The sequence below is a fragment of the Streptomyces sp. NPDC039480 genome, from assembly GCF_055597165.1.
Genome location: NZ_JBVITX010000011.1, coordinates 36,569 through 62,178, shown reverse-complemented (window position 1 = coordinate 62,178; position 25,610 = coordinate 36,569). Strand labels below are relative to the sequence as shown.

Genomic DNA, 25,610 nt, shown 5'->3' with positions numbered 1-25,610 from the left:
ACCTCGCTGTCTTCGAATCACACCTCGCTGACTTCGAAGGTGTCGAGGACGAACTCCGCCTTTCCGTCGCTGCCGGTCTTGCGCAGGCCGATCCAGGCCTCGCCCTCCGCGGGGGCGGTGAACTCGTAGGTGAGGGTGGTGGGTTCGGTGGCGACCGGGAGGGTCTTGCGGTCGAGTTCGCGGGGCGCGGGTTCGTCGACCGCGGTGATCCACGCGTACTGGTCCGCCTTCTCGTTCTCGTAGCGGAAGGAGACGCGGTACCGCTTGCCGGGGGTGAAGCGGACGGTGTGCGGGACCGTGCGGTGGACGAGGCCCTTGTTCTCGCCCCGGGACTTGAGGGAGTTCGTGCCGTCGACGACGTCGTCGATCGCCTTGCCGTTCCAGCCGCGCTGCGTGTAGGGGGCGTGGCGCTGGGCTATGTGGGTGCGCGGGTCGGTGACGCCGCCGGCGTCGCCCTTCACGAAGGGGCCCCAGCCCTGGGGGACGTGTTCGAAGTCCTCGTGGACGAGGGTGGCGCGGGGGCGCCTGGTGGGGCGGCGGGTCGCGACGACGCGGACGTTGTCGAAGCGCACGCGCGCGTCCCCCGGCCCGGCGCGCAGGGTCAGTTCGGCCGTGCCGCCGCCGTCGGGGACGGTGAAGTACGTGAACATGCGCTGGAAGCGGGTGCCGTGCTTGCGGTCGGCGGCCACGTAGTTGCCCGCGGTGGACGTCTCGGTGAAGGTGGCGGCGGTGATGCCGTCGGCGGTGCGCACCTCCAGGGAGGCCTTGCGCCGCTCCCCCGGCTTCTCGCCGACCTCCACCTGTACGGACGCGACGTAGGTGCCGGCCTTCAGGCGGGCGAGGCGCTGCCCGACGGACGCGGCGCCGCCCGCGCCGATGACCAGCTCGTGGTCGCCGAGTGCGCTGAGCTTCACTTCGGCGGGGCCGCTGACCTGCCAGCCCTTGAGGGAGCCGGAGTGGAAGCCCGGGTCGTGCAGCGGGGTGCCCTGGCCCCACTTCGGATCCGGCAGGGACGCGGCGCGCTCGCGGTAGAGGACGTAGGGCTGCTTCGGCTCCGCCTTGAGAGTGACTTTTCCGCCCACTACGGAGACGTACGACTCGAAGACCCTGCCCTGGTCGGTGAGCCGGTGGAGAGCCACCCGGGAGCGGCGTGCCCACGCGCGCGGCAGCCGCCAACTGCTGCTGCCGCCCGTCGGGTTGTAGTGGTACAGCTTGGCGGGATCGTGTGCCTTGCGGGGCTCCCAGGGGAGGAGGTAACGGCCGTCTTCGTAGACGACGTTTCCGTCGGTGGTGATGCGCCGCGTGCCGGAGGCGTCGGACACCGCCGTCGGCGTCCGTCCGAAGAAGGTGATCTCGTGCTCGTCCCAGCTCTTGATGGGGTGCGCCTGGAGGTACTTGGCGGGCAGGGAGTGGGTCCAGATGAGGTCGTAGAAGGCGTGCCAGTCGGTCTTGCCGACCCAGCCCTCGAAGTTGCCCATGCGGGCGATGCCGAGGAGGGTGGGCCACTTGTCGGCGAAGACGTCCTTCTGGTGGTTGCGGACGAAGCGGATGTGGCGGGAGTTGATGCCGCGCGATGTGTCGCCGCCGTAGTCGGGCTCGGTGGCCCAGTGCGACCAGACCGCCGACCGCTCGAAGCCGTGGCCCCACTCCGTGGTGACCGTCCAGCCCTGTTCGCGCAGGGTGCGCTGGAGCCGGTCGGAGGTCCAGCCGGACTCGCGGAACACGTCGATGTAGAGGGCGTTCAGGCCGTCGTGGGTCTGGGCGCGCAGGTCGGCGAAGCGTTTGACGATGTCTCCGGAGACGAGGTCGCGGCGCTGGTCGATGCGGTAGCTCTGGTCGAGCCAGTCCCACTGTTCGTTGCTCTTGTCGACGAGCTTCTCGGAGAAGGCGTTCGCGACGGGGTAGGACTCGGTGGCGTTGACGTGCACGCCGAAGTCGCTGTTCCACTTCTTGCCCTCGCGGACCAGGGTGTTGAGGTCGTCGAGGCCGCCCGCGCGCGTGTTGTAGTTGTCCGCGTAGTCGGGGTGGGCGGAGTCGTGGCCCTCGGACTGGTAGCCCTTGAGGAGGGTGTACTGGCGCAGGCCGTCGGTCGCCAGGTGGATCCGCTTGACATTGTCGAGCGTGGCGAGGAACGGGTTGGTGGCCTGCGAGGCGAAGTTGAAGGGGATGTGCGGGACGACCCGCAGATGCTGCTCGTCGGCGCCGAGCGGGGTCACCATGATGTCGCGGAAGGCGATCGCGGCGTCCTGCCAGTCGACCTTGCCGTCGCCGTTGCGGTCGCCGGTGATGACGACGGTGGCGTACGGGAGGGGTTCGGTGGCGTCGACGGGTGAGGTCGCGGCACGGTGGGTCCACTGTCCGGGCGACAAACGGGCCTCTACGTAGTCGGCGTTTTCGGTGGGTCGCACCGTCTCGCGCCACAGGCGGCCGTTCTCCCAGGTGGTGCCCGCCTCGGAGGTGGGCTTGTCGTAGACGGTGTTCGTCTCGATGGCGCCGCCGAGTGTGTCGTGCGCGACGACGGCGTACGCGCAGCCGGTGGGCCGCTCGGCCGGGGTGTCGGCGGCCGGCCGGACGAGGGTGTCGCCGCTCTTGGCCTTGTCCAGCTGCACCTTCGCGGCGAGGAGTGCGGCGCCGGGCTGGTCGCTGCGTACGGAGAGAAGGGCGAGCCCGGGGACGCGCAGGGTGCCGACCCGCAGCGCGGCGGTGTCCGCGATCCGCGTGACGCGCCAGTGGACCCGCCGGCCCTCGACGGAGATCTCGACGTCGATCCGGGTGCCGCCGTCGAAGGCGAGGACGTACGCGACGCGCGTCCTGCCCGCCGTGGCGGTGACCTTCGGCGTGTGCTCGGTCTCGTCGATCAGGACGGTGGTGACGGCGTCCGCGCGGCCGTGCAGCACGGCGCCGCTCGCGCGGTCTGTGTACGAGACGACGCGCGGGAAGGCGGTGGCGACGCACACGTCCAGCTCTGCCGAGCGCAGGACCACCTCGTCGGCGCGGGGCCCGGCCTGGGCGCCCGTGGCGAAGGCGCTGCCGCCCGCCCCCACCGCGACCCCCAACCCGGCGATCGCGCCCGTCGCGACCACTGCTCTGCGGCTCGGCCCGGATGTCTCTGACGGCGGCATGCGGCACCCCTCCATGGGACGACGGCGGACGGAATTCGTGCCGCTCACCATGCGCCCCGGGGTGTGAACGCGCCCATGGACAAAGGAGGGACAGGTGTTGGACTAACCGCCGGACGGCGCCGCCGGGGCCACCGCATGCCGCAGCGGGGCGCCCGCGACCGCGGACCCCCCGCCGGAACGTCACGGCATCAGCTCCGGATCAGAGCTCCGACGCCGCCTTCTCTATGTCGCCCGCGAAGGTCGACACCTCGGTGTAGACCCCGGGGTACTTCGGCTGCGCGCAGCCGTTGCCCCAGCTGACGATGCCCACCTGGACGTACTCGCCGGCCTCGTCCTTGCGGAACATGGGGCCGCCGGAGTCGCCCTGGCAGGTGTCCGTGCCGCCCACGTTCAGCTTGCCGGCGCAGAGCTCCTCGCCGGGCGTGAGGTCGGCGCCGTACGCGGCCTCGCAGTCGGCGTCGCTGACGAACGGGACCTTCGCCTTGAGGAGGTGGCGCTGCTGGTCGCCGCCCTCCTTGTCGGCACCCCAGCCGGCGATGTCGAACTCGCCCTCGTTGTACTTGGTGTCCTTGGCGATCTTCAGCGTGGGCTGGTCGATCGGCTTCTGGAGCTTGATGAGCGCCCAGTCCTTGCCCTTGCCGTTGTAGCCGGGGGCCTGGAGGACCTTGGCGGACTTCACCTCGATCGCGTCGGGGCTCTCCAGGTCCACGACGCCGGCGGTGGCGGTGATGCCGGTGTTGTCACCGGAGCCGTCCACGCAGTGGGCGGCGGTCAGCACGATGTCCTTGGCGTACAGCGCACCGCCGCAGCCCATCGAGAGACGGACCATGAACGGGAACTCGCCCTGTTCGGCGGGGGTGCCGCCGACAACGCGCTCGCCCGGCTTCGGGCCCGGGTGGGGAGCCGCCTGAGCGGCCACGGGCTGAAGGCTGACGGTGGCCAGAGCGATGGCGCCGAGGGTGGCGGCTCTCTTCACTCCACGCAGCTTGGTCTTCAACTGACTTCCCTTCGTGGGGGGTTCGTGGGGGGATTCACGCATGGCTGGCATGAGCCCGCCAAAGCGTTGCCCCGGATTATGGAGATCGGTGTCCGCTCAGGACAAGGGGCGGTTTCCGGCCACGGCGTGACGCGTCGGCCCGCGTCCGGCCCTCTTCCGGAGCACCCCGGGGGGTGCCGGCGCCCGTACAGTGGAAGGGAGTTGTGCGGCCCGGTGGGTGGCGTCAGGAGGTGCGGACGTGACGGTCGGCGGCGGTCCAGTCGTGCACGGCTACCCCCACCTGGAGACCGTGCGTGCCGCCATCACCGCGCTCTACAGACGCCTCTCGTACGACACCGTGCACACCTTCGAGACCAGCGTCGCCCCCGCCGACGTGGCCTTCGGCGACCAGGACGACCTGTACCTCGGCGTGCAGCGTGTGGCGCGCGAGATGGTGCGGCACCTGCGGCTCCCCGACGCGCGGATGATCGTCAGCTTCCGCGAGATGGAGCATGCCGCGTACGTCGAACTGGCCGCGGGCCCCGAGTACTTCATCGAGCTGAACGACCGCTTCCGCACGCATCGCAGGGACATCGGCGCGGCCCTCGCCCACGAGGTCATGCATGTGTATCTGCACCGGCTCGACCTGTCGTTCCCCGGCACGCGCGACAACGAGATCCTGACCGACACCGCCACCGCCTATCTGGGCGCGGGCTGGCTGCTGCTCGACGCCTACCGCGAGGACGGCGCATCGTCGCAGAAGCTCGGCTATCTCACACCGGAGGAGTTCGGCTACGTCCTGGCCAAGCGGGCGCTGGCGTTCGGCGAGGCCCCGGAGACGTGGTTCACCAGCGCGCAGGCGTACACGGCGTACACGAAGGGGCTCGCCCAGGCCCGCCGTGACGAGCAGCAGCCGCCGCTGACGGCCGCGGGGTGGGCGGGGCGGCGGCGGTACGCGAAGGACCGGCGGTACGCGCGGGACCACCGCGGCGCGGTCGAGGCGGGCGGGCCCTACTCGTTCTCGCTGGACGCCGGGACGCTGCGGGTGACGTTCCCCTGCCCCACCTGCCACCAGCGCATCCGGGTGCCGGCACGGGGGCGCGTGCGGGTGCGGTGCACGCTGTGCCGGACGGTGGCGGAGTGCGATACGTAGCGGACCCGGGCCGGGGCCGCCATCCGGTCAGTCCTGCGACCAGTGCGCGGGGCGGTCGAGGGAGCCGGACAGCTGCGTGCGGTCGTCGCCCCTGGCCGCGTTGACCTGCGACTGGGTGAGGAAGAGCGCGCCGGTCAGGTCGGCGCCGCGCAGGTCCGTGTCGCGGAGGTCCGCGCCGATCAGGTCGGCGGCCCGCAGGTCCGCGTCGCGCAGATCGGCGCCGATGAGATACGAACCGCGCAGGTCGGCGCCCTTGAGGTCGGCGCCCCGGAGCCGCGCGCCGATGAGGTCGGCGCCGCGGCGGTCCTTCTTCGCGCCGCCCTTGCCCCGCTTGCCGCCCTTGCCCTTCCCCCTGTCCTGGCCGAGGTGCTCGGCGCGGACGAGTTCGCTGGTGCGCAGGAGGAGCAGGTTGACGTCCTGGCGGTGGCCGGCCACGTCGGCTCCGGCGACGGCGTCGGGGGTGCCCGTGGCCAGCCGCTCCGTCTCGGCGAGCGCGCGCTCCAGGTCGGCGGCGATCGGCCGGGTCTGCGGGAACGACAGCGCCTCCGTCAGGTACCAGAGCAGTTCGTGGAGCTGCCGCATGACCGGGAAGACCTCGAACATCTGACGCGCGGTGGCCGGATCCCGACGCCAGTCGCGGCCCTCGAAGGTGCCCTGGGAGACGCGCTGCCCCGCCCCGAAGCAGTCGTAGACCGTGCAGCCCCGGTAGCCCTTGTCCCGGAGGTCGCGGTGGATGCCGCAGCGGAAGTCGGCCTGGAGGTTGGCGCACGGCTTGCCCGCGTCCTTGTTCACGGGAAAGTCCGAGGACGCGGAGAAGGTGAGCGCCACACAACACAACCCGAAACAGCTGCCGCAGTCGGCGCGCAGCGCGGCACGGTCGTCTTCGAGCAGGGGCAGGACGAGGCGGTCACGCTCCGATGCCATCGGACAGGCTCCTTTGGGCCGGGTGGTGCGGGTGGTGCGGGATGGTGCTGGTGGTGCGGGGGGGGGACTGACGGTGCCGGTGATACGGGCGGTACGAGGGGTGCGGGCGGCCTACATTGCCGCCCGCACCCCACCTCTCACCAGGCTCACGCCTCCGTGTCACGCCGCTGAGCGGCGGCCCCCCTGTTCGCCGCCACTGGGGCGGCTGCGGCGGGTGCGGGCGCCGGCGGTGGCTCCGCCGGATCCACCCCTGGCCTGGCCACCCTGGCCCTGACCCTGGCGGGGAGCGCGCCGCTGGCCCTGGCCGCCACCCTGCGCCTGCGCACCCGTGCCCGCGCCTCCGCGCGGGCGACGACGGCGCTGCGCGGGCGTCTTGGCCTGCTGCTGCTGCGGCTGCGGCGTCTCGATGACGACCGGCACGCCCGACGGCTCCCGCGCGCCGGTGATGCGCGCGAGCTCCTCGTCCGAGGAGGAGACCCGCGCCGTGTTCGGCCGGATCTCCGCGTCGGTCATGAGGCGCGTCATCTCGCGCTTCTCCTCGGGGAGTACGAGGGTGACGACGCTGCCCGACTCCCCCGCGCGCGCCGTGCGCCCGCCGCGGTGGAGGTAGTCCTTGTGATCGGCGGGCGGGTCGATGTTGACGACCAGGTCGAGGTCGTCGACGTGGATGCCGCGCGCCGCGACGTTCGTCGCGATCAGCGCGGTGACCTGGCCGTTCTTGAACTGGTCGAGCGTCCGGTTGCGCTGCGGCTGCGACCGTCCGCCGTGCAGCCCGGAGGCGCGCACGCCGTTGGCGAGCAGCCGCTTGGTGAAGCGGTCCACCGCGCGCTTGGTGTCCAGGAACATGATCACGCGGCCCTCACGGGCGGCGATCCGCATGGCCACGGCCTTCTTGTCCGTCTCGTCGGCGACGTACAGCACGTGGTGCTCCATCGTCGTGACGGCGCCCGCCGAAGGGTCGACGGAGTGCACGACGGGGTCGGTGAGGAACATCCGTACGAGCCGGTCGATGTTCTTGTCGAGCGTCGCCGAGAAGAGCATCGTCTGGCCGCCCTGCGCGACCTGCTTGAGCAGCGCGGTGACCTGCGGCATGAAGCCCATGTCGGCCATCTGGTCGGCCTCGTCGAGGACCGTCGTGCGGACCTGCGACAGGTCGCAGTCGCCGCGCTCGATGAGGTCCTTGAGGCGGCCGGGGGTGGCCACCAGGACCTCGGCGCCGCGGCGCAGCGTCCCGGACTGCCGGCTGATCGACATGCCGCCGACGACCGTGGCCATGCGGAGGTTCACCGACGTCGCGTACGGCGTGAGGGCGTCCGTCACCTGCTGGGCCAGCTCGCGCGTGGGGACGAGGACCATGGCGAGCGGGGACTTCGACTCGGCGCGCCGTCCGGCCGTGCGGGCCAGCAGGGCGAGGCCGAAGGCGAGGGTCTTGCCGGAGCCCGTGCGGCCGCGGCCGAGGATGTCGCGCCCGGCGAGCGAGTTGGGGAGGGTGGCCGCCTGGATCGGGAAGGGGTCCGTGACGCCCTGGGTGGCCAGCGTCTTCAGGAGGGCCTCGGGCATGTCCAGGTCACCGAAGGCCTCGACGGCGGGCAGCGCGGGCGTGATGCTCTCGGGCAGCGCGAACTCGCCGCCCTGGACGGGCCTCGGCTTACGGCTCCCTGAATTCCTCCCGGAATTCGCGGAGCCCTTTGCCTGGCCGTTCGGCCTGCCCTTTCCTGCTGCGTTGGCGGGACGCTTGCGGGCGGGGCGTGCCGGGCGTTCGGGGCGATTCATGCAGTAGTGCCTTCCTGGTCGCTGGACTTCCGGACCTATGGACCTCTGAGCCGGTGCGGCTCTGGGCCCGGTAGGGCCCGATGACAGCGCAAGCCGAGGCCCGCACCTTCCGGTGCGGGCCTCGGCTGTGAGGTTCGCGCGCTGCGACGATCAGGCAGGAACGATGTTCTCGGCCTGCAGGCCCTTCTGGCCCTGCGTCACCTCGAAGGAGACCTTCTGGCCCTCGAGGAGCTCGCGGAAGCCGGAGGACGCGATGTTCGAGTAGTGGGCGAAGACGTCGGGGCCGCCGCCGTCCTGCTCGATGAAGCCGAAGCCCTTTTCCGAGTTGAACCACTTAACGGTGCCGGTTGCCATGTCAATCTCCTCAACAGGGGCAGTGAATGGGGAACCACGGTATTGCGATTCTCCAGCGCTGCAATGACCCCCATCCGGAGAGAACCGGAAAAAACAATAATGCGCCCTCGGAGCATTCCCGTCAGGCGCACATAAAGTTCATGGGTACCAAAACTGCAACACATAACTTTAACACGCCCGCGGGACCCGTTGTTCCCGACCCCGTGAGACGTACGTCGCGTCCGGGCGCCGGGCGTCCCCGGCATGCCCCTTCCCCCTTGGGGAGGCCCTCGCTACCTTCTACCAAACAATCGCTTGGTTGAGCCGAAGAGCGGCCGGCACCCTGCCGGTGGGAAGGCGGACCGATGCGCATCTCTCGTACCCGTACCGCGACCGGACTGGCGATCTCCGCGCTCGCCCTGGGCACCCTGCCCGCCTGGGCGGCCCCCGTCGAACCCGTCACGCCCACGGCGCTCGCGGCCCCCGCCGCATCCCGGTACGCCTCCGACACCCTCCGTCACATCCCGCTCCAGGGCGCGGTGAACGTACGGGACGTGGGTGGCTATCGCACCTACGACGGCGAGCGGGTCCGCCACGGCCGCGTCTACCGTGCCGACGCCCTCAGCGACCTCACCGACGCCGACGTCGACAGGGTCGCCGGGCTCGGCCTGACGAAGGTCATCGACTTCCGGGTGCCCGCCGAGGTGCAGTACGACGGCCCCGACCGGCTGCCCGCCGGGCTCTCCCCCACCTCCAGGCCGATCACCGACAACGGCCTGTTCACCCAGCTCATCACCGCGATCGGCTCCCGGGACCCGGTCCGGCAGGAGGAGATGCTGGGCAACGGAAAGGCGGCCGCGTTCATGCGCGGCGTCTACCGCACGTTCGTCAGCGACGCCGCCAACCGCGCCCAGTTCGCGGCCACCCTGCGCGACATCGCCGGCACCCGCTCGCCCCTGCTCTACCACTGCACGGCGGGCAAGGACCGCACCGGCTGGACGACGTACCTCCTGCTGCGCCTGGTCGGCGTGCCCGGACAGACCGCCGTCGGCGACTACCTGGCCTCCAACACCTACCGCGCCGCACACGACGCGAGGCTCCGCGAGCAGCTGAAGCAGGGCGGCCTGATGCAGAACCCGGACCTGATCATCCCCCTCCAGGAGGTCCGCACCGAGTACCTCGACACGGCGCTCGACGAGGCGGCGCAGCGGTACGGCGGCCTGCAGGGCTATCTGAGCAAAGGGCTCGGGCTCGACGCGGGCACGATCCTGAAGCTGCGCGAGCGCCTGGTCGACTAGCCGCCCGCGGGAGCAGCGATCCCCGCGTCCCGCGCCGCCGCGAGCCACGCGGGGAACTCCCCCACGAGCCGGTCGTACAGCTCGTCGTCCGGCACGGCCAGCGGGTCCTCCCCCGCGTGGAAGAAGCCCGCGTTGTCGACCGGACGCCGGGCGGGCACGGCGAGCTCGTCGAGCTTCCTGAGGTAGTCGAACTGCTTGCTCGCCGGGTCGCCGAAGCCGATGAACTGCCAGAACAGCGGGAGCTTCGCCGCCTTGCACAGATAGCGCTCGGCGGCGAGCTTGTTGATGGGGCCGCCGTCGGTCTGGAAGACGACGAGGGCGGGCGCCGTGGCACCGTCGGCACAGCTGTCGACGTAATGATCGATGACGGCGTCCATCGCCAGGTGGTAGCTCGTCTTGCCCATGTGCCCGAGCCCGGCGACGATCTCGTCGACGCGCCCGCTGTGGTTGTCCAGCGCGATGTCCGTCACCGCGTCGACGTCGGTCGAGAAGAAGACGGTGGGCACGACCCCGTCGTCGTCCAGGTGCGCGGAGAGGCCGAGGACGCGGTCGGCGAGCGCCTGCACGCTGCCGTCCTTGTAGTAGGGCCGCATGGAACCGGAGTAGTCCACGACCAGGTAGACGGCGGCCCGTGCCCCGTCCAGGCCGTGTTTGCGCAGGGAGACCCCGGCGCTCTTGTAGAGGCTGACCAGCGCCGGAGCCGAGTCCTCCACCTTGCGCAGACTGATCGCGGATCCCATGTCCCGCCCCGCCCTTCCGACTTGCACACATGACTGCTAGACACATGCCGATTCGGCACGTACGGACGTACGGAGGATGGCATGCACCACGGCCTGGACGGCAAGGTCGTCCTCATCACCGGGGCGGGGCGCGGTCAGGGCGCGGCGGAGGCACGGCTCTTCGCGGCGGCCGGTGCGCGGGTCGTGGTCACGGACGTACGGGAGGCGGAGGGCCGCGAGGTGGCCCGTGCGCTGGGGGACCAGGGGCTGTTCGTACGCCACGACGTCACCGGCGCGGAGAGCTGGGCGTCGGCCGTGGCGGCGGCTCTCGGTGCCTTCGGGCGGCTCGACGTCCTGGTGAACAACGCCGCGCTGTGGCGGACGGCGTCCGTGGAGGACGAGACGTACGAGAACTTCGAGGCCCTGGTCCGGGTGAATCTCCTGGGGCCCTTCCTGGGCATCCAGGCGGTGCTGCCCGCGCTGAAGGAGGCGGGCGGCGGCTCGGTGGTGAACGTGTCGTCGACGGCGGGCCTGGTCGGCATCCCGGGCCACGCGGCGTACGGCTCGACGAAGTTCGGCCTGCGGGGGCTGACCCGCTCGGCGGCGCTGGATCTGGCGAAGTACCGGGTGCGGGTGAACTCCGTGCACCCGGGGGCGGTCGACACCCCGATGATCTCCGCGGCCTCCGCCGGGCGGGACTGGTCGCATCTGCCGCTGGGCAGGATGGGCCGCCCGGAGGAGGTCGGCGAACTGGTGCTGTTCCTGGCGTCGGACGCGGCGTCGTACGTCACGGGAGCGGAGTTCACCGTGGACGGCGGTTCGACGACGGGATGAGCGCCCTGTGGGTCAGACGCGGTCGTAGAAGTAGACCGAGCGGAGCTTGAGGCGGTCCTTGGCGGGCTTGCCGTGCGGCTTCAGGGTCCAGTGGTCGCCGCCGCAGTCGGCGTCCTCGAACACGATCGCCGTGGCTTCGGTGTCGTTGTACGGGGCGAACGCGGGCTTGGACATGTCCTCGTCCGCGACCTCGGGGAGGGTGATGCAGGCGGGGCTCGCCGGGTGGTGGAGGGTGGCGTACCGGGTCTTGCCGTCGTCGAGGAACTTGTAGTGGAAGGCGCCGCCGGTGGCGCTCGCGGAGGTCGGCAGGGCGACGGTGAGGGCGAGCGCGCCGAGGAGGGCGGCGACGGTGTGGCGAGGGCGCATGTGACCTTTTTCCGTACGGGCGCCGGGCGGGGGCCCGGCGGCTGGGAGGGGTGGCCGGACCCGTGCGGGAGTCGACGGGTCCGGCTCCGCCTTCCCCGGTCCGCGGCCCGTTTATGCGGGGTGTCACCCGCGCGGGGCCGCCACACCGGTGCCGCGTCCGCCGTGTGGCGTACCCGTCAGGGCCGGCGTCCGGTCTGCTCCTGGAACGCCGGGAGCGCGAAGATCCGCGTCTTCGCCTCGTCGTCCATCAGCTCGACGAGCGGCATGACGAGTTCCCACAGGTCCTGCTTGTCGACCTCCCTGGCGAGCGCGTCCAGATCGGGTTCGGGCAGGGCTCCCGCGGTGTCGGCGACGGTCTTGCGGGAGTCGGCGGGGAGCGCGTCCACGAGCGGCAGGAACTCCGCCCACAGGCCGGTGGCGACGACCGCGCGCACCACCGCGGCGAGCACGTCCGCGCCGCGCAGGGACGGCAGTTCGGCCACCGTGCGGCGCTCCGCCTCGCTCAGCAGCGCGACCAGCGGCAGCAGGGACTCCCACAGGTCCTGCTCCGCGACCGTCGCGACGAGTGTGTCGAGGCGGTCCTGCGGCTGTCCGGCGGCGAGCAAGGCGATGCGGCCCCGCTGTTCGCCGGTCACCATGCCGGCGACGGCCAGCGCCTCGGGCCACAGGCCGTCGGCGGAGGCCGAGCCGATGACCGACGCGAGCCGGTCCGCGCCCATCAGGTCGATGATGTGGCCGAGCCGTTCGGGCACGTCGATCACGAAGCCCGTCCTGAGCACGGCGGCGTCGTCGACCTGCGGCAGGATGCGGCGCAGCGCGGAGTCGGACAGGTGACCGACGAAGCGGCCCATCGTGAGGTGGTCGCCGCGCTCGGCGAGTGCGACGGCGATACGTACGACGAGGTCTTCGTCGAGCCGGCCGACGATGCCCTCGATCCGGCGCGGGTCGAGGTGTGCGCAGGACCCGGCGGTGAAGGAGACCGGCAGTTTCTCGATGATGTCGGCGGCGCGCGCGGGTTCGAGCCGTCCGGCGACGGCGGCGGCCAGGCGTGGGCCGAGCGCCTTCTGGGAGATGGCGGCGGCGACTCCGGCGGGCACCAGTCGGGTCGCGGCGGCGATCCGGTCGAGCATGTCGGGCGCCCGGTCGAAGAGGGCCGCGACGGTCTGGGTGCGGAAGCGGCGTACGTCCTCCACGGGCAGGTCCTGGAGGAAGGTGAGCGTGTCGGGTTCGACGTCGAGCAGGTGGGCGATCTTGCGGGTCTCTGCTCTGCCGCGCAGCTTGTCCATGCTGACTCCTCGCTCCTCACTCCTCGGCTAGCGGAAGAGAATCCGGCGGACGGGGCCGCGGGCCAGGGCGGGCACGAGTTTCAGTGCCTCCTCGGCGGCCTCGGTCAGTCCCGCGGCCCGGCTCTCGCGCTGCCGTGCCAGCGCGTCGGCGAGCTCCGCCAGCTGTTCCGGCGTCAAACGGTCGAAGGATCGCGGTGGTTCGTCGCGCAGCTCGGTTGCGAGCCGTTCGCGCTGCTGCCGTGCTTCGGTGCCCACGTCGCCTCCCGGGGGACGGCTCTCAGCTGGATCCGGGTCCCGAGAGTGGCGCCGAATTGACTTTTAGTCAATACAGACGGAGCTGCGGGCCTCTTCGCGGTCCGGTTCCGGCACGGGGCCCTTCTTCTTGCCGGCGGCGGGCAAGGCGATCAGCAGTACGGCCGCTCCGAGGAGTGCGATGGCCGCGATCCAGCCCGCGCCGACGTGCATGGCGTGGATGAACGCGTCATCGGCGGCCTGGGCGAGTGAGGGCCGGTCGGCAGCGGTGGCGACGTGGCGGGCCTGCTCGGCGGAGACCCGCGCCTGCTCCCGCACCGGACCGGGTGCGTCCGCCAGCGAAGGTTCGATCGCACGCCGGTAGACGATCGACATGATCGTGCCGCCCACCGCGATTCCGATCACGCTGCCGGTCTGCCGCACGGTGTTGGTGACGGCCGACCCGGCACCGGCCCGCTCCAACGGCAGGTCGCTGAGCAGCGCGGCGGTGACCGGTCCGATCACCATGCCGATCGAGAGACCCTGCACCAACAGCAGGATCTCGATCCAGACGAGCGGTGTGTGGAGCCCGAGGAAGCCGTAGCCGCCCATGGTGAGCGCGGCCACGGTCAGCGCCGGCACGGCGACGACGCGCAGCGACAGGCGGCGGACCAGGCGGGAGGCGAGGGGCGCCGCCGCGAGCGCGCCCAATGCGGTCGGAATATTGGCCAGACCGGCCTTCATCGGCGAAAAGCCCAGCGCGCCCTGCAGATAGAAGGCGTTGTAGAAGGTGATGGCGGCCACGCCGAAGAGCAGCAGTCCGAGGGCCACATTGCCGCCGCCGAATGTGCGGTGGGCGAGCAGTCGCGGGTCGAAGCTGGGCACCTTGACGCGCAATTCGACGAGTACGAAAACGGCCAGCAGAACAACGCCGACGACGATGGGGCCCCAGACGTCGGTACGACCCCACGCCGCCACCTGCCCCGCCCGGATCAGCCCGTAGGCCAGCGCCACGAGCCCGCTGATCGAGAGCAGCATTCCGGCGGGGTCAAGGGGACGCGGACTGGGGCTGCGGAAATTCGGCACCAGTACGGCGAGCCCGATCAGAGCCAATACCGCGACCGGGACATTGATGAGAAAGACCGAGCCCCACCAGAAATGGTCGAGCAGGAATCCCGCAAGCACGGGTCCGGCAGCCATTCCCACACCGGCCGACGTCGAGAAGATGCCGATCGCGGCAGCCCGGGCCGGGCCGGTGAAGGTCCACATGAGGATGGCCATCATGGCGGGCGTGATCAGCGCGCTGCCCGTACCCATCGCGGCTCGAGCCGCGATCAACTGGCCCACATCGCTCGCGTACGCCGCCCACAGCGAGGACCCGGCGAAGATCACGAGGCCGCTGAAGAACACGGTCCGGTGACCGAACCGGTCGCCAAGGGCGCCCGCGGTGAACATCAGGGTGGCGAAGGCCAGGGTGTACGCACCGGTCGCCCATTGCAGCTGGCCGGGATCGGCCCCGAGTCCACGGGCGGGGTCCGCGAGGGTTTCCAGCGTGGTGCTGAGAACTGTGTTTTCCAGCCAGATCAGCAGTGAACACACCATGAGAGCGGCAAGAATCAACCGTTGCCTGGATTTCGGCAACGCTGGAGGCGGGGTCATGAACACCTTCGGATATCGATCGACGGAATCTCGAACGACTGGACCATAAGCAAACCCCACGATGCCGTCAAGCGTGGAATTTCCCGCCAAAAGTGTTGCGACCGAAGGGAATTCATGCCCTCTGCATAACCTCTGCCGAGATTTGCAGCCTGATTGATTTTGTGCCCTACGGAGAAAAAGAAGAAGGTGTACGGGGGGTCCCCGTACACCTTCCGCACTGTTGTCAGCCGTGAGTCGTCAGCCCTTGACGGCGCCCGCCGCCAGGCCCGAACCCAGCTTCCTGTGCACGATCACGAAGAAGATCATCACCGGCACGGTGACCAGCGTGGAGCTGGCCATGACCGGGCCCCACGCCGTGGAGTTCTCACCGAAGAACTGGTAGATGCCCACGGCCGCCGTGTACTTGTCGCTGCCCTTCATGAAGGTGTACGCGAAGACGAACTCGTTCCACGCCGTGATGAAGGCGAAGATCGAGGTGGCGACAAGGCCCGGCGCGACCAGCGGGAGCAGCACCGACCAGAACATCCGCGGCCAGGACGCCCCGTCGATGTAGGCGGCCTCCTCGACCTCCTTGGGGACGGTGGCGACGAAGCCGCGCAGCGTCCAGATGGCGAAGGGCAGCGAGAGCGCGATGTAGACGATGCTCAGGCCGAGCAGGGAGTTGAGCATGTCGTAGTCCCGCATCTGGATGAAGAGCGGGATGACGAGCGCCTCAAGGGGCACCATCTGCACGATCAGGATCATGATCAGCACGGAGGTGCGGAAGCGGAACTTGAACCGTGCCACCGCGATGGCCGCGAAGAGCGAGAGCAGCCCGGCCGCGACGATGGTGGCGAGGCCGACGAGCGCCGAGTTCAGCAGGTACGTACCGAAGTTGCCCTTCTCGAAGACGAACTCGAAGTGTTCGAGGCTGACGCCGCTCGGCAGGACGTCCGAGCCGCGCAGGGTGGCCTTCGGGTCGAGCGCCGTGGAGATCATCCAGTAGACCGGGAAGAGCGTGAAGAGGAGGAGCCCGACGACCGCGGCCGGCAGGCCGATGCGTGCGGCGAGTGTGGTGCGGCGGCTGGTCACAGTTCCTCGTCCCCCTGCCGGAACAGCGTGCGGATGTAGACGACGGTGATGACGAGGAGCAGCACGGTGAGCAGGACCGCGGCCGCGGCGCCCGTGCCGTAGTCGTTCTTGGCGAAGGCCTGGATGTAGGAGAAGACGCCGAGGTTGTAGACCTCCTCGTTGGAGCCGTCGCCGCCGGGTTGCAGATAGACCTGGGTGAAGACCTTGAAGTCCCAGATGGTGGAGAGGATGGTCACCACGAGGAAGACCGGCTTGATGGTCGGCACGGTGATGTTCCAGAACCGCTGCCAGGCGTTGGCGCCGTCCAGCTCGCCCGCTTCGTAGAGCTCCTTGGGGATCGTCAGGAGTCCCGCGAGGACGGTGATGGCGACGAACGGGAAGCCGTGGTGGATGACGTTGAGCGTGGCGATCGCGTAGAACGGGCCGCGCTCGGTGAACCAGTTGGTGGTCTCGGGGTCGATCAGGCCGACCGAGCCCGCGATCTGGCTGACCATGCCGTCCTGCGGCTGGAAGAGCCAGATCCAGACGTACGTCCCCGTCACCGCGGGCATCGCCCAGGCGGCGAGGATCGCGATGGAGCAGATCATCCGCCAGGTGGCGCCGAGCCGGTTGAGCAGCAGCGCCACGAGGGTGCCGAGCGCGACGGTGAGGCCGACGCAGGCGAACGCGAAGAAGACGGTGTTGGGCAGGACCGTCTTCCACAGGAGGCTGCTGGAGAGCAGGTCGGTGTAGTGGTCGAAGCCGGTGAACGTCCCTGTGCCGCCGCCGAACTTGACCTCGTAGTCCTGCAGGGAGAGCTTGCCGACCTGGATCAGCGGCCAGAGCAGCAGGCCCGCGAGGACCACGAGGGCGGGTGCGAGGAGGAGCCAGGGACGGGTGAGGGTGATCAGTTTCTTGCGACGGAGAGCCGCCTCGGCCGCGCCGTCCGGCTGCCGGGGGGCGCGGCGGACCGGGGTCTCCGGTCCGTCGCTGACGAGCGTGTCTTTCACGGTAAGTCCTTCACAGTGCCGAACTCGCCTGTGCCGGGGCGCACTTGCTCACGCACCCTTGCCTGCGCGTCCCTGCCTACTCGTCCTTGGCGAAGATGGCGTCCATGTCCTTGGCGGCCTTGTCCGCCGCTTCCTTGACGGACGCCTTGCCGGTGAGGATCGACTGGACCATGCCGGGGATGACCTTGGAGGCCTGGATCTCGCCGTACGCCTGGGTCTTGGGGACGGTCGCGCCGGCCTCCAGCATCTGCTTGGCGAACGGCTCGACGAGCGGGTCCTTCTTCGCCTCGATCTTCTTCAGCTCGGAGTTCTGGCCGGGGAAGTAGTTCGTCTGCTCGGCCCACTTGGCGGCGAACTCGCCGGTGGTCATCAGCTTCACGAACTCCCAGGCGAGGGCCTGCTTGTCGGTCTTGAACGTGGAGAGGTAGGAGCCGCCGAGGAAGGACTTGCTCATGCCGCCGTTCTGGCCGGGGATCGGGACGGCGGCGAGCTTGCCCTTGAGGTCGGGGTTCGCGTCGACGATGGCCTTCGGGGTCCAGTTGCCGCCGATGGCCATGGCGACCTCGCCCTTGTTCCAGGCGTCGCCGACCTCCTTCTCGGTCCAGGTGTTGACCTTGGCCGGGGAGACCTTGTCCTTGGTGGCGAGGCCGGTGTAGAACTCGAGGCCCTTGATGGCCTCGGGCGAGTTGATGCCGGACTTCCACTTGTCGCCGGACTCGGTGGCGAGTTCACCGCCCGCGCCCCAGACGAAGGGGGCCGCGAACATCTCCGCGCCGCCCGCCACCGGGAAGGAGACGAGCTTCGGCTCCTTCTCCTTGAGCTTCTTGGCGGTCGCCCTGAGCTCCGGCCACGTGGTCGGGGCCTTCAGGCCGTGCTTCTCGAAGATGTCCTTGCGGTACACGATCGAGCGGACGCCCGCGTACCAGGGCATGCCGTACTGCTTGCCGTCGAGCGTGCCCGCGTCCTTGAGGCCCTCGACGAGGTCGTCACCGAGGCCCGACTTCTTCACCTCGTCGGTGACGTCGATGAGCGCGTCCGTCTTCGCGAACTGCGGCACCCAGGTGGTGCCGACCTCGGCGACGTCGGGCACCTGGTCCTCGCCGCCCTCGATGGCGGTCGTGAACTTCTTCTGCGCGGTGGCCCACTGCTGGTACTCGACCTTGATCTTGGCGCCGGTCTTCTTCTCGAAGGCGTCACCGACCTCCTTGAAGAACGGCCGCGGGTCGGGGTTGGTCCCCTCCATGATCCATACGGTGAGGGTCTTGCCCTTGCCGTCGGTGGCGTTGCCGCCCTCGTCGCCGTCATCGCCGCCGCATGCCGTGGCGGTCAGTCCGAGACTCATGGCGATACAACCAGCGGCGATGACACGTCGATTCATGCCGGCCCCTCCAGATTCCGATTGGTGGGAGCGATTGTGGTCACACTGGGCGGAGGCGGTCTAGACCCATTGGGATAAGCGGCCGAACCGTGATGAGGGTTGCGGGTGACGCAACATACGCTCATAGCATTGCGCCCCATGCAACGCTCTGGTCCCAGAACCGGGTGCGGACGCAACGACGCCCGCCCAGGTCCGGTCGGGGACGAGGCGGGCGTCGCTCAGTTCCGTACGCCGTTGTACGGGACGTATGAGGGGTCGTACGGCCGAAACCGTACGGGTCAGACCGTCAGGGAGCGGTCCGTCGGGCGGATCGGGGCGGGAAGATCACTCGCACCGGTGAGGAAGCGGTCCACACCGCGGGCGGCCGAGCGGCCCTCGGCGATGGCCCACACGATGAGCGACTGGCCGCGGCCCGCGTCACCGGCGACGAAGACGCCCGGGACGTTCGTCTGGAACTCGGCGTCGCGCGCGACGTTCCCGCGCTCGTCGAGCTCCAGGGCGAACTGGTCCACGAGGCCGTTCTCGCGGTCCGTGCCGGTGAAGCCCATCGCGAGGGTGACGAGCTGGGCGGGGATCTTCCGCTCGGTGCCCGGCTTCTGCGTCAGCTTGCCGTCGACGAACTCCACCTCGACGAGGTGCAGGAACTGGACGTTGCCGTCCTCGTCGCCCTCGAAGTGCGTGGTCGAGACGGAGTAGACCCGCTCGCCGCCCTCCTCGTGCGCGGAGGTGACCTTGTACAGCATCGGGAAGGTCGGCCACGGCTGGTGCGGGGCGCGGTCCTCGCCCGGCCTCGGCATGATCTCCAGCTGGGTGACGGAGGCCGCGCCCTGGCGGTGCGCGGTGCCCACGCAGTCCGCGCCGGTGTCGCCGCCGCCGATGACGACGACGTGCTTGCCCTCGGCGGAGACGGGCGTGGTGACGTAGTCGCCCTCCTGGACCTTGTTGGCCAGGGGCAGGTACTCCATCGCCTGGTAGACGCCCTTGAGCTCGCGGCCGGGGACGGGCAGGTCGCGGGCGGTGGTGGCGCCTGCGGCGATGACGACGGCGTCGTAGCGCCTGCGCAGCTTCGCCGCGTCGATGTCGCGGCCGATCTCCACGCCGGTGCGGAACTTGGTGCCCTCCGCGCGCATCTGCTCGATGCGGCGGTTGATGTGCCGCTTCTCCATCTTGAACTCGGGGATGCCGTAGCGGAGCAGGCCGCCGATGCGGTCGGCGCGCTCGTACACGGCGACCGTGTGTCCTGCCCGGGTCAGCTGCTGGGCGGCGGCCAGGCCCGCCGGGCCCGAGCCGATGACCGCGACGGTCTTGCCGGAGAGGCGCTCCGGCGCCTGGGGCGCGACGTCGCCGCGGTCCCAGGCCTGGTCGATGATCGAGACCTCGACGTTCTTGATGGTGACGGCGGGCTGGTTGATGCCGAGCACGCACGCCGACTCGCACGGGGCCGGGCACAGGCGGCCCGTGAACTCCGGGAAGTTGTTGGTGGCGTGCAGCCGCTCCTGCGCGGCCGACCAGTCCTCGCGGTAGGCGTAGTCGTTCCACTCCGGGATCAGGTTTCCGAGCGGGCAGCCGTTGTGGCAGAACGGGATGCCGCAGTCCATGCAGCGCGACGCCTGCTTGGAGATGATCGGCAGGAGGGAGCCGGGAACGTAGACCTCGTTCCAGTCGCGGACGCGCTCCTCGACCGGGCGGGTCTGCGCGACCTCGCGGCCATGGTTCAGAAAGCCCTTGGGATCAGCCATTGGTCGCCGCCTCCATCATCTTCTCGGTGATCTCGGTCTCGGAGAGACCCGCTCGCTCGGCGGCGTCCTTGGCGGCGAGCACTGCCTTGTACGTCCTTGGAATGATCCTGCTGAACCGCTCAACATGTGAAGCCCAGTTAGCGAGCAGCTTCTCCGCGACGGTCGAGCCCGTCTCCTCCTGGTGGCGGCGCACGACGTCGTGCAGCCACTGCTTGTCGGTGTCGTCGAGGGGCTCGACGGCCGCGAGGTTCCCGGCGTTGACGTTGTCGCGGTCGAGGTCGATGACGTACGCGATGCCGCCGGACATGCCGGCCGCGAAGTTGCGGCCCGTCTCGCCGAGGACGACCGCGTGGCCGCCGGTCATGTACTCGCAGCCGTGGTCGCCCACGCCCTCGGAGACCACCGTCGCGCCGGAGTTGCGGACGCAGAAGCGCTCGCCGGTGCGGCCGCGCAGGAACAGCTCGCCGCCGGTCGCGCCGTACGCGATGGTGTTGCCCGCGATGGTCGAGTACTCGGCGAGGTGGTCGGCGCCGCGGTCCGGGCGGACGACGATGCGGCCGCCGGAGAGGCCCTTGCCGACGTAGTCGTTGGCGTCGCCCTCCAGGCGCAGCGTCACACCGCGCGGCACGAAGGCGCCGAAGGACTGGCCCGCCGAGCCGGTGAAGGTGATGTCGATGGTGTCGTCGGGCAGGCCCGCGCCGCCGAACTTCTTCGTCACCTCGTGGCCGAGCATGGTGCCGACCGTGCGGTTGATGTTGCGGATGGCGACCTGCGCGCGGACCGGGTGGGCGTCCGTGGCGCTGTTCGCGGCGAGCGCGTCGGAGGCGAGCTTGATCAGCTCGTTGTCGAGCGCCTTCTCCAGGCCGTGGTCCTGGACCGTGATCTGGTGCCGGACGGCGCCCGCGGGCAGCGACGGCACGTGGAACAGCGGCTCCAGGTCGAGGCCCTGCGCCTTCCAGTGGCTGACGGCCTTCTCGGTGTCGAGGAGCTCGGCGTGGCCGACGGCCTCCTCGATGGAGCGGAAGCCCAGCTCGGCGAGGAGCTCGCGGACCTCTTCGGCGATGAACTCGAAGAAGTTGACGATGTACTCGGCCTTGCCGGAGAAGCGCTCGCGCAGCGCCGGGTTCTGCGTGGCGATGCCGACCGGGCAGGTGTCCAGGTGGCAGACGCGCATCATGACGCAGCCGGAGACGACGAGCGGCGCGGTCGCGAAACCGAACTCCTCGGCGCCGAGCAGCGCGGCGATCACGACGTCGCGGCCGGTCTTCAGCTGACCGTCGGTCTGGACGACGATGCGGTCGCGCAGGCCGTTGAGCAGCAGGGTCTGCTGGGTCTCGGCGAGGCCGAGCTCCCAGGGGCCGCCCGCGTGCTTGAGGGAGGTCAGCGGGGAGGCGCCGGTGCCGCCGTCGTGGCCGGAGATGAGGACGACGTCCGCGTGGGCCTTCGACACACCGGCGGCCACGGTCCCGACGCCGACCTCGGAGACCAGCTTCACGTGGATGCGGGCCTGCGGGTTGGCGTTCTTGAGGTCGTGGATCAGCTGGGCGAGATCCTCGATGGAGTAGATGTCGTGGTGCGGCGGCGGCGAGATGAGGCCGACGCCGGGCGTCGAGTGCCGCGTCTTGGCGACCCACGGGTACACCTTGTGGCCCGGCAGCTGGCCGCCCTCGCCGGGCTTGGCACCCTGCGCCATCTTGATCTGGATGTCGTCGGCGTTGACCAGGTACTCGCTGGTGACGCCGAAGCGGCCGGACGCGACCTGCTTGATGGAGGAGCGGCGCGCCGGGTCGTACAGGCGCTCCGGGTCCTCGCCGCCCTCACCGGTGTTGGACTTGCCGCCCAGCTGGTTCATGGCGATGGCGAGGGTCTCGTGCGCCTCCTTGGAGATGGAGCCGTACGACATGGCGCCGGTGGAGAAGCGCTTGACGATCTCGGAGGCGGGCTCGACCTCGTCGATGGAGATCGGCTGCCGGCCACTCTTGAAGCCGAAGAGTCCGCGCAGCGTCATCAGGCGCTCGGACTGCTCGTTCACGCGGCCCGTGTACTGCTTGAAGATGTCGTAGCGGCGGCTGCGCGTGGAGTGCTGGAGGCGGAACACCGTGTCCGGGTCGAACAGGTGCGGCTCGCCCTCGCGGCGCCACTGGTACTCGCCGCCGATGTCGAGCGCGCGGTGCGCGGAGGGGATGCCGGAGGCCGGGTAGGCCTTGGCGTGCCGGGCGGCGACCTCCTGGGCGATGACGTCGAGGCCGGCGCCGCCGATCTTCGTCGTCGTCCCGCTGAAGTACCGCTCCACGAAGGACTGTTCGAGACCGATGGCCTCGAAGACCTGGGCGCCGCGGTAGGAGGCGACGGTGGAGATGCCCATCTTGGACATGACCTTCAGGACGCCCTTGCCGAGGGCGTAGATGAGGTTGCGGATGGCCTGCTCGGACTCGATGCCGGGCAGGAACGTTCCGGCGCGGACGAGGTCCTCGACGGACTCCATCGCGAGGTACGGGTTGACGGCCGCGGCACCGTAGCCGATGAGAAGGGCCACGTGGTGGACCTCGCGGACGTCGCCCGCCTCGACCAGCAGGCCCACCTGGGTGCGCTGCTTGGTGCGGATGAGGTGGTGGTGGACGGCCGAGGTGAGCAGCAGTGAGGGGATCGGCGCGTGCTCGGCGTCGGAGTGCCGGTCGGAGAGCACGATCAGGCGGGCGCCGGCCTCGATGGCGGCGTCGGCCTCGGCGCAGATCTCGTCGATACGGGCGGCGAGCGCGGTGCCGCCGCCGCTGACGCGGTAGAGGCCGGAGAGCGTGGCGGCCTTCATGCCGGGCATGTCGCCGTCGGCGTTGATGTGGATGAGCTTGGCCAGCTCGTCGTTGTCGATCACCGGGAAGGGCAGGGTGACGCTGCGGCAGGACGCGGCGGTCGGCTCGAGCAGGTTGCCCTGCGGGCCCAGCGAGCTGTGCAGCGAGGTGACGAGCTCTTCGCGGATGGCGTCCAGCGGCGGGTTGGTGACCTGCGCGAACAGCTGCGTGAAGTAGTCGAAGATGAGGCGCGGGCGCTCGGAGAGGGCCGCGATGGGGGTGTCCGTGCCCATGGAGCCGAGCGGCTCGCCGCCGGTCTTGGCCATCGGCGCGAGGATGATGCGCAGCTCTTCCTCGGTGTAGCCGAAGGTCTGCTGGCGGCGCGTGACGGAGGCGTGCGTGTGCACGATGTGCTCGCGCTCGGGCAGGTCGGACAGCTCGATCTCGCCGGCCTCCAGCCACTCCTGGTACGGCTTCTCGGCGGCGAGGGCGGCCTTGATCTCGTCGTCCTCGACGATGCGGTGCTCGGCGGTGTCGACGAGGAACATCCGGCCGGGCTGGAGGCGGCCCTTGCGGACGACCTTCGCGGGGTCGATGTCGAGGACGCCGACCTCGGAGCCGAGGACGACGAGGCCGTCGTCGGTGACCCAGTAGCGGCCGGGGCGCAGGCCGTTGCGGTCGAGGACCGCGCCGACCTGGGTGCCGTCGGTGAAGGTGACGCAGGCCGGGCCGTCCCAGGGCTCCATCATCGTGGAGTGGTACTGGTAGAAGGCGCGGCGTGCCGGGTCCATGGAGGCGTGGTTCTCCCAGGCCTCCGGGATCATCATCAGCACGGAGTGCGGCAGGGAGCGGCCGCCGAGGTGCAGGAGTTCGAGGACCTCGTCGAAGGACGCGGAGTCGGAGGCGTCCGGCGTACAGACGGGGAAGATCCGGTCCAGCTTCTCCTGGCTCCCGAAGAGGTCGGAGGCGAGCTGCGACTCGCGGGCGCGCATCCAGTTGCGGTTGCCCTTGACCGTGTTGATCTCGCCGTTGTGCGCGACGAAGCGGTACGGGTGTGCGAGCGGCCAGCTCGGGAACGTGTTCGTCGAGAAGCGGGAGTGGACGAGCGCGACGGCCGTGGCGAAGCGGCGGTCGGACAGGTCGGGGAAGAAGGGCTCCAGCTGGCCGGTGGTCAGCATGCCCTTGTAGACGATGGTGCGCGACGACAGTGAGGGGAAGTACGTCCCGGCCTCGCGCTCGGCGCGCTTGCGGAGCAGGAACGCCTTGCGGTCCAGCTCGAGACCGGTGGTGTCGCCGTCGGCGACGAAGATCTGCCGGAAGACGGGCATCGTCGAGCGGGCGGTGGCACCGAGCAGCTCGGGGGCGACGGGGACGTCGCGCCAGCCGAGGACGGTGAGCCCTTCTTCGGACGCGATCGTCTCGATCTGCGAGACGGCTCCGTCGGTGGTGCCTGCGGTGTCCACGGGCAGGAAGGCGATGCCGACGGCGTAGGCGCCGGCCGCGGGGAGCTGGAATCCGGCCACTTCGCGGAGGAAGGCGTCCGGGACCTGGAGCAGGATGCCCGCACCGTCACCCGAGTCCGGCTCGGAGCCGGTGGCGCCGCGGTGCTCGAGATTGCGCAGTACGGTCAGCGCCTGTTCGACCAGTTCATGGCTGGCCACACCGGTCAGGGTGGCCACGAATCCGACACCGCAGGCGTCGTGTTCGTTGCGGGGGTCGTACAGCCCCTGGGGGGCGGGGCGACCGTCCATGGGCGACCAGGCGTGGGTACGCATCGGCACTCCCGTCGTCGTCGAGGCAACTACATGTGGCGAGGGACGACGTTGGCCCTGGCAAAATTTCGTGCAGATTACATGATGGAACGCTTCTCGAAAAGCGGATAGCTCATTCCACCATGTGGACACCGCTCGCGAAGGTGAGGAGCGGTTCGCAGGGGTACCCGCGCGGTTCGGAGGGGACCCTCGGGACCATTGCGGACAGATCCGTGACCGAAGGTCCGTAGCGACACAGGCCTCATTGCCCGCAGCGCTTACGGCTCATGCCCACTGGTCACGGTGTCGAAACCGCCGAGTAACGGCTACTTATGCAAGGTCCCGCATAGGACTGCAGCGGCTCATCCTACGGCGGTACCGAACAGGCTGCCCAGGGCGTACGTCACACCGGCCGCCGCTCCACCGAGCGCCAGCTGCCGCAGACCGCTGAACCACCAGGACCTCGCGGTCACCTTGGCCACCACCGCGCCACAGGCGAAGAGCCCGATGAGCGCGAGCAGCAGCGCGGGCCACAGCACGGTGGCGCCGAGCAGATACGGCAGTACGGGGAGCAGGGCGCCCAGCGCGAAGGAGCCGAAGGACGACACCGCGGCGACGGTCGGCGAGGGCAGGTCGCCCGGGTCGATGCCGAGCTCCTCGCGGGCGTGGATCTCCAGGGCCTGCTCGGGGTCCTTGGACAGCTGCCTGGCGACCTCGCGGGCCAGCTCGGGCTCGACGCCGCGCGACGCGTACAGCTCGGCGAGCTCCTTCTCCTCGTCCTTGGGGTGCTTGCGCAGCTCGCGCCGCTCCACGTCGAGCTCGGCCTCCACCAGCTCGCGCTGGGAGGCCACGGAGGTGTACTCGCCGGCCGCCATGGAGAAGGCACCGGCGGCGAGTCCCGCCAGGCCGGTGATGACGATGGTCTCCCGCGACACCGCGCCGCCCGCGACACCGGTCATCAGCGCGAGGTTGGAGACGAGTCCGTCCATCGCCCCGAAGACCGCCGGGCGCAGCCAGCCACCGTTGACGTCGCGGTGGGTGTGGTTGTCGCGGTGCGCCTCGTGCAGCGTCGCCTCGGTCTCGATGATCGCCATGGTGGACCCCCTCTTTCGTGCGTGGACGATCTCGAAAGTACGCGCGAAAAAAATCTCCCGCCAGCAAGGAAGGCCGTACTTACCTGCGAAAACGCGCCTGGCGGAGGCTCCTGCGGGGAGCGGCG

General features: G+C 70.1%; 19 protein-coding genes. 3 read left to right on the top strand and 16 right to left on the bottom strand.

Going from position 1 to position 25,610, the window contains the following annotated elements; genetic code table 11:
* Positions 1 to 17 precede the first annotated feature (17 nt).
* Entirely contained in the window at positions 18 to 3,122 is a 3,105-nt protein-coding gene (locus ACZ56E_RS30110; protein WP_471218921.1) for an endo-alpha-N-acetylgalactosaminidase family protein, read from the bottom strand.
* Positions 3,123 to 3,321: 199 nt separating this feature from the next.
* Positions 3,322 to 4,098 carry a S1 family peptidase gene (locus tag ACZ56E_RS30105; RefSeq protein WP_471145205.1) on the bottom strand — a complete coding sequence of 259 codons (777 nt, stop codon included), beginning with the start codon at positions 4,096 to 4,098 and terminating at the stop codon, positions 3,322 to 3,324.
* 259 nt (positions 4,099 to 4,357) lie between these two features.
* On the opposite strand from ACZ56E_RS30105, the gene ACZ56E_RS30100 reads away from it, so the two are divergent.
* Positions 4,358 to 5,251 carry a zinc ribbon domain-containing protein gene (locus ACZ56E_RS30100; protein ID WP_362992299.1) on the top strand — a complete coding sequence of 298 codons (894 nt, stop codon included), beginning with the start codon at positions 4,358 to 4,360 and terminating at the stop codon, positions 5,249 to 5,251.
* 27 nt (positions 5,252 to 5,278) lie between these two features.
* Here the strand turns inward: ACZ56E_RS30100 and ACZ56E_RS30095 are convergent, their stop codons facing one another.
* From ACZ56E_RS30095 to ACZ56E_RS30085, 3 genes are all read right to left on the bottom strand, one after another.
* Positions 5,279 to 6,175, bottom strand: a complete 897-nt coding sequence (locus ACZ56E_RS30095; protein ID WP_471218918.1) for a pentapeptide repeat-containing protein — start codon at positions 6,173 to 6,175, stop codon at positions 5,279 to 5,281.
* Between the two features lie 159 nt (positions 6,176 to 6,334).
* On the bottom strand, positions 6,335 to 7,948 hold the full coding sequence (locus ACZ56E_RS30090) for a DEAD/DEAH box helicase (protein ID WP_471218916.1): 1,614 nt from the start codon (positions 7,946 to 7,948) through the stop codon (positions 6,335 to 6,337).
* A gap of 150 nt (positions 7,949 to 8,098) precedes the next feature.
* Complete coding sequence (locus ACZ56E_RS30085) at positions 8,099 to 8,302, bottom strand: cold-shock protein (RefSeq protein ID WP_030362889.1); 204 nt, start codon at positions 8,300 to 8,302, stop codon at positions 8,099 to 8,101.
* 344 nt (positions 8,303 to 8,646) lie between these two features.
* Between ACZ56E_RS30085 and ACZ56E_RS30080 the strand changes: the two genes are divergently transcribed.
* Positions 8,647 to 9,579: a tyrosine-protein phosphatase gene (locus ACZ56E_RS30080; protein WP_471218914.1), complete on the top strand. Its 933-nt coding sequence runs from the start codon at positions 8,647 to 8,649 to the stop codon at positions 9,577 to 9,579.
* On the opposite strand, the gene ACZ56E_RS30075 is transcribed toward ACZ56E_RS30080, so the two are convergent.
* Entirely contained in the window at positions 9,576 to 10,319 is a 744-nt protein-coding gene (locus tag ACZ56E_RS30075; protein ID WP_471218911.1) for a VWA domain-containing protein, read from the bottom strand. The genes ACZ56E_RS30080 and ACZ56E_RS30075 overlap by 4 nt on opposite strands.
* Before the next feature lie 81 nt (positions 10,320 to 10,400).
* Between ACZ56E_RS30075 and ACZ56E_RS30070 the strand changes: the two genes are divergently transcribed.
* Positions 10,401 to 11,132: an SDR family NAD(P)-dependent oxidoreductase gene (locus ACZ56E_RS30070; protein ID WP_471218908.1), complete on the top strand. Its 732-nt coding sequence runs from the start codon at positions 10,401 to 10,403 to the stop codon at positions 11,130 to 11,132.
* A gap of 12 nt (positions 11,133 to 11,144) precedes the next feature.
* Here the strand turns inward: ACZ56E_RS30070 and ACZ56E_RS30065 are convergent, their stop codons facing one another.
* The 10 genes from ACZ56E_RS30065 to ACZ56E_RS30020 form a co-directional block, all read right to left on the bottom strand.
* Positions 11,145 to 11,498 carry a hypothetical protein gene (locus tag ACZ56E_RS30065; RefSeq protein ID WP_471218906.1) on the bottom strand — a complete coding sequence of 118 codons (354 nt, stop codon included), beginning with the start codon at positions 11,496 to 11,498 and terminating at the stop codon, positions 11,145 to 11,147.
* Positions 11,499 to 11,674: 176 nt separating this feature from the next.
* The gene (locus ACZ56E_RS30060) at positions 11,675 to 12,784 is read right to left on the bottom strand and encodes a hypothetical protein (RefSeq protein ID WP_471218904.1); all 1,110 of its coding nucleotides are present in this window, start codon (positions 12,782 to 12,784) and stop codon (positions 11,675 to 11,677) included.
* 27 nt (positions 12,785 to 12,811) lie between these two features.
* The gene (locus tag ACZ56E_RS30055; RefSeq protein ID WP_471218902.1) at positions 12,812 to 13,039 is read right to left on the bottom strand and encodes a hypothetical protein; all 228 of its coding nucleotides are present in this window, start codon (positions 13,037 to 13,039) and stop codon (positions 12,812 to 12,814) included.
* Between the two features lie 63 nt (positions 13,040 to 13,102).
* A complete protein-coding gene (locus ACZ56E_RS30050; protein ID WP_471218900.1) occupies positions 13,103 to 14,674 on the bottom strand; it encodes an MFS transporter in 1,572 nt (523 codons plus the stop codon).
* Between the two features lie 237 nt (positions 14,675 to 14,911).
* The gene (locus ACZ56E_RS30045) at positions 14,912 to 15,745 is read right to left on the bottom strand and encodes a carbohydrate ABC transporter permease (RefSeq protein WP_468609791.1); all 834 of its coding nucleotides are present in this window, start codon (positions 15,743 to 15,745) and stop codon (positions 14,912 to 14,914) included.
* Positions 15,742 to 16,734: a carbohydrate ABC transporter permease gene (locus ACZ56E_RS30040; protein ID WP_468609793.1), complete on the bottom strand. Its 993-nt coding sequence runs from the start codon at positions 16,732 to 16,734 to the stop codon at positions 15,742 to 15,744. The genes ACZ56E_RS30045 and ACZ56E_RS30040 overlap by 4 nt, the downstream gene beginning before the upstream one ends.
* A 76-nt stretch (positions 16,735 to 16,810) precedes the next feature.
* Positions 16,811 to 18,112, bottom strand: a complete 1,302-nt coding sequence (locus ACZ56E_RS30035; protein ID WP_471218897.1) for a sugar ABC transporter substrate-binding protein — start codon at positions 18,110 to 18,112, stop codon at positions 16,811 to 16,813.
* A 278-nt stretch (positions 18,113 to 18,390) separates the two neighbouring features.
* Positions 18,391 to 19,851 carry a glutamate synthase subunit beta gene (locus ACZ56E_RS30030; protein WP_468609797.1) on the bottom strand — a complete coding sequence of 487 codons (1,461 nt, stop codon included), beginning with the start codon at positions 19,849 to 19,851 and terminating at the stop codon, positions 18,391 to 18,393.
* A complete protein-coding gene (gene gltB, locus ACZ56E_RS30025) occupies positions 19,844 to 24,415 on the bottom strand; it encodes a glutamate synthase large subunit (protein WP_471218894.1) in 4,572 nt (1,523 codons plus the stop codon). Before gltB ends, ACZ56E_RS30030 begins: the two co-directional genes overlap by 8 nt.
* Before the next feature lie 338 nt (positions 24,416 to 24,753).
* Positions 24,754 to 25,485, bottom strand: coding sequence for a VIT1/CCC1 transporter family protein (locus tag ACZ56E_RS30020; protein WP_468609801.1), 732 nt, complete (start codon positions 25,483 to 25,485; stop codon positions 24,754 to 24,756).
* Between the last annotated feature and the right edge of the window lie 125 nt (positions 25,486 to 25,610).

Bases quoted from the DNA above. Each gene is read 5' to 3' on its own strand.
- ACZ56E_RS30110 (WP_471218921.1), bottom strand. From the start codon at position 3,122: ATGCCGCCGTCAGAGACATCCGGGCCGAGCCGCAGAGCAGTGGTCGCG.
- ACZ56E_RS30095 (WP_471218918.1), bottom strand. From the start codon at position 6,175: ATGGCATCGGAGCGTGACCGCCTCGTCCTGCCCCTGCTCGAAGACGAC.
- ACZ56E_RS30090 (WP_471218916.1), bottom strand. From the start codon at position 7,948: ATGAATCGCCCCGAACGCCCGGCACGCCCCGCCCGCAAGCGTCCCGCC.
- ACZ56E_RS30085 (WP_030362889.1), bottom strand. From the start codon at position 8,302: ATGGCAACCGGCACCGTTAAGTGGTTCAACTCGGAAAAGGGCTTCGGC.
- ACZ56E_RS30080 (WP_471218914.1), top strand. From the start codon at position 8,647: ATGCGCATCTCTCGTACCCGTACCGCGACCGGACTGGCGATCTCCGCG.
- ACZ56E_RS30075 (WP_471218911.1), bottom strand. From the start codon at position 10,319: ATGGGATCCGCGATCAGTCTGCGCAAGGTGGAGGACTCGGCTCCGGCG.
- ACZ56E_RS30070 (WP_471218908.1), top strand. From the start codon at position 10,401: ATGCACCACGGCCTGGACGGCAAGGTCGTCCTCATCACCGGGGCGGGG.
- ACZ56E_RS30065 (WP_471218906.1), bottom strand. From the start codon at position 11,498: ATGCGCCCTCGCCACACCGTCGCCGCCCTCCTCGGCGCGCTCGCCCTC.
- ACZ56E_RS30060 (WP_471218904.1), bottom strand. From the start codon at position 12,784: ATGGACAAGCTGCGCGGCAGAGCAGAGACCCGCAAGATCGCCCACCTG.
- ACZ56E_RS30050 (WP_471218900.1), bottom strand. From the start codon at position 14,674: ATGACCCCGCCTCCAGCGTTGCCGAAATCCAGGCAACGGTTGATTCTT.
- ACZ56E_RS30035 (WP_471218897.1), bottom strand. From the start codon at position 18,112: ATGAATCGACGTGTCATCGCCGCTGGTTGTATCGCCATGAGTCTCGGA.
- ACZ56E_RS30030 (WP_468609797.1), bottom strand. From the start codon at position 19,851: ATGGCTGATCCCAAGGGCTTTCTGAACCATGGCCGCGAGGTCGCGCAG.
- gltB (WP_471218894.1), bottom strand. From the start codon at position 24,415: ATGCGTACCCACGCCTGGTCGCCCATGGACGGTCGCCCCGCCCCCCAG.
- ACZ56E_RS30020 (WP_468609801.1), bottom strand. From the start codon at position 25,485: ATGGCGATCATCGAGACCGAGGCGACGCTGCACGAGGCGCACCGCGAC.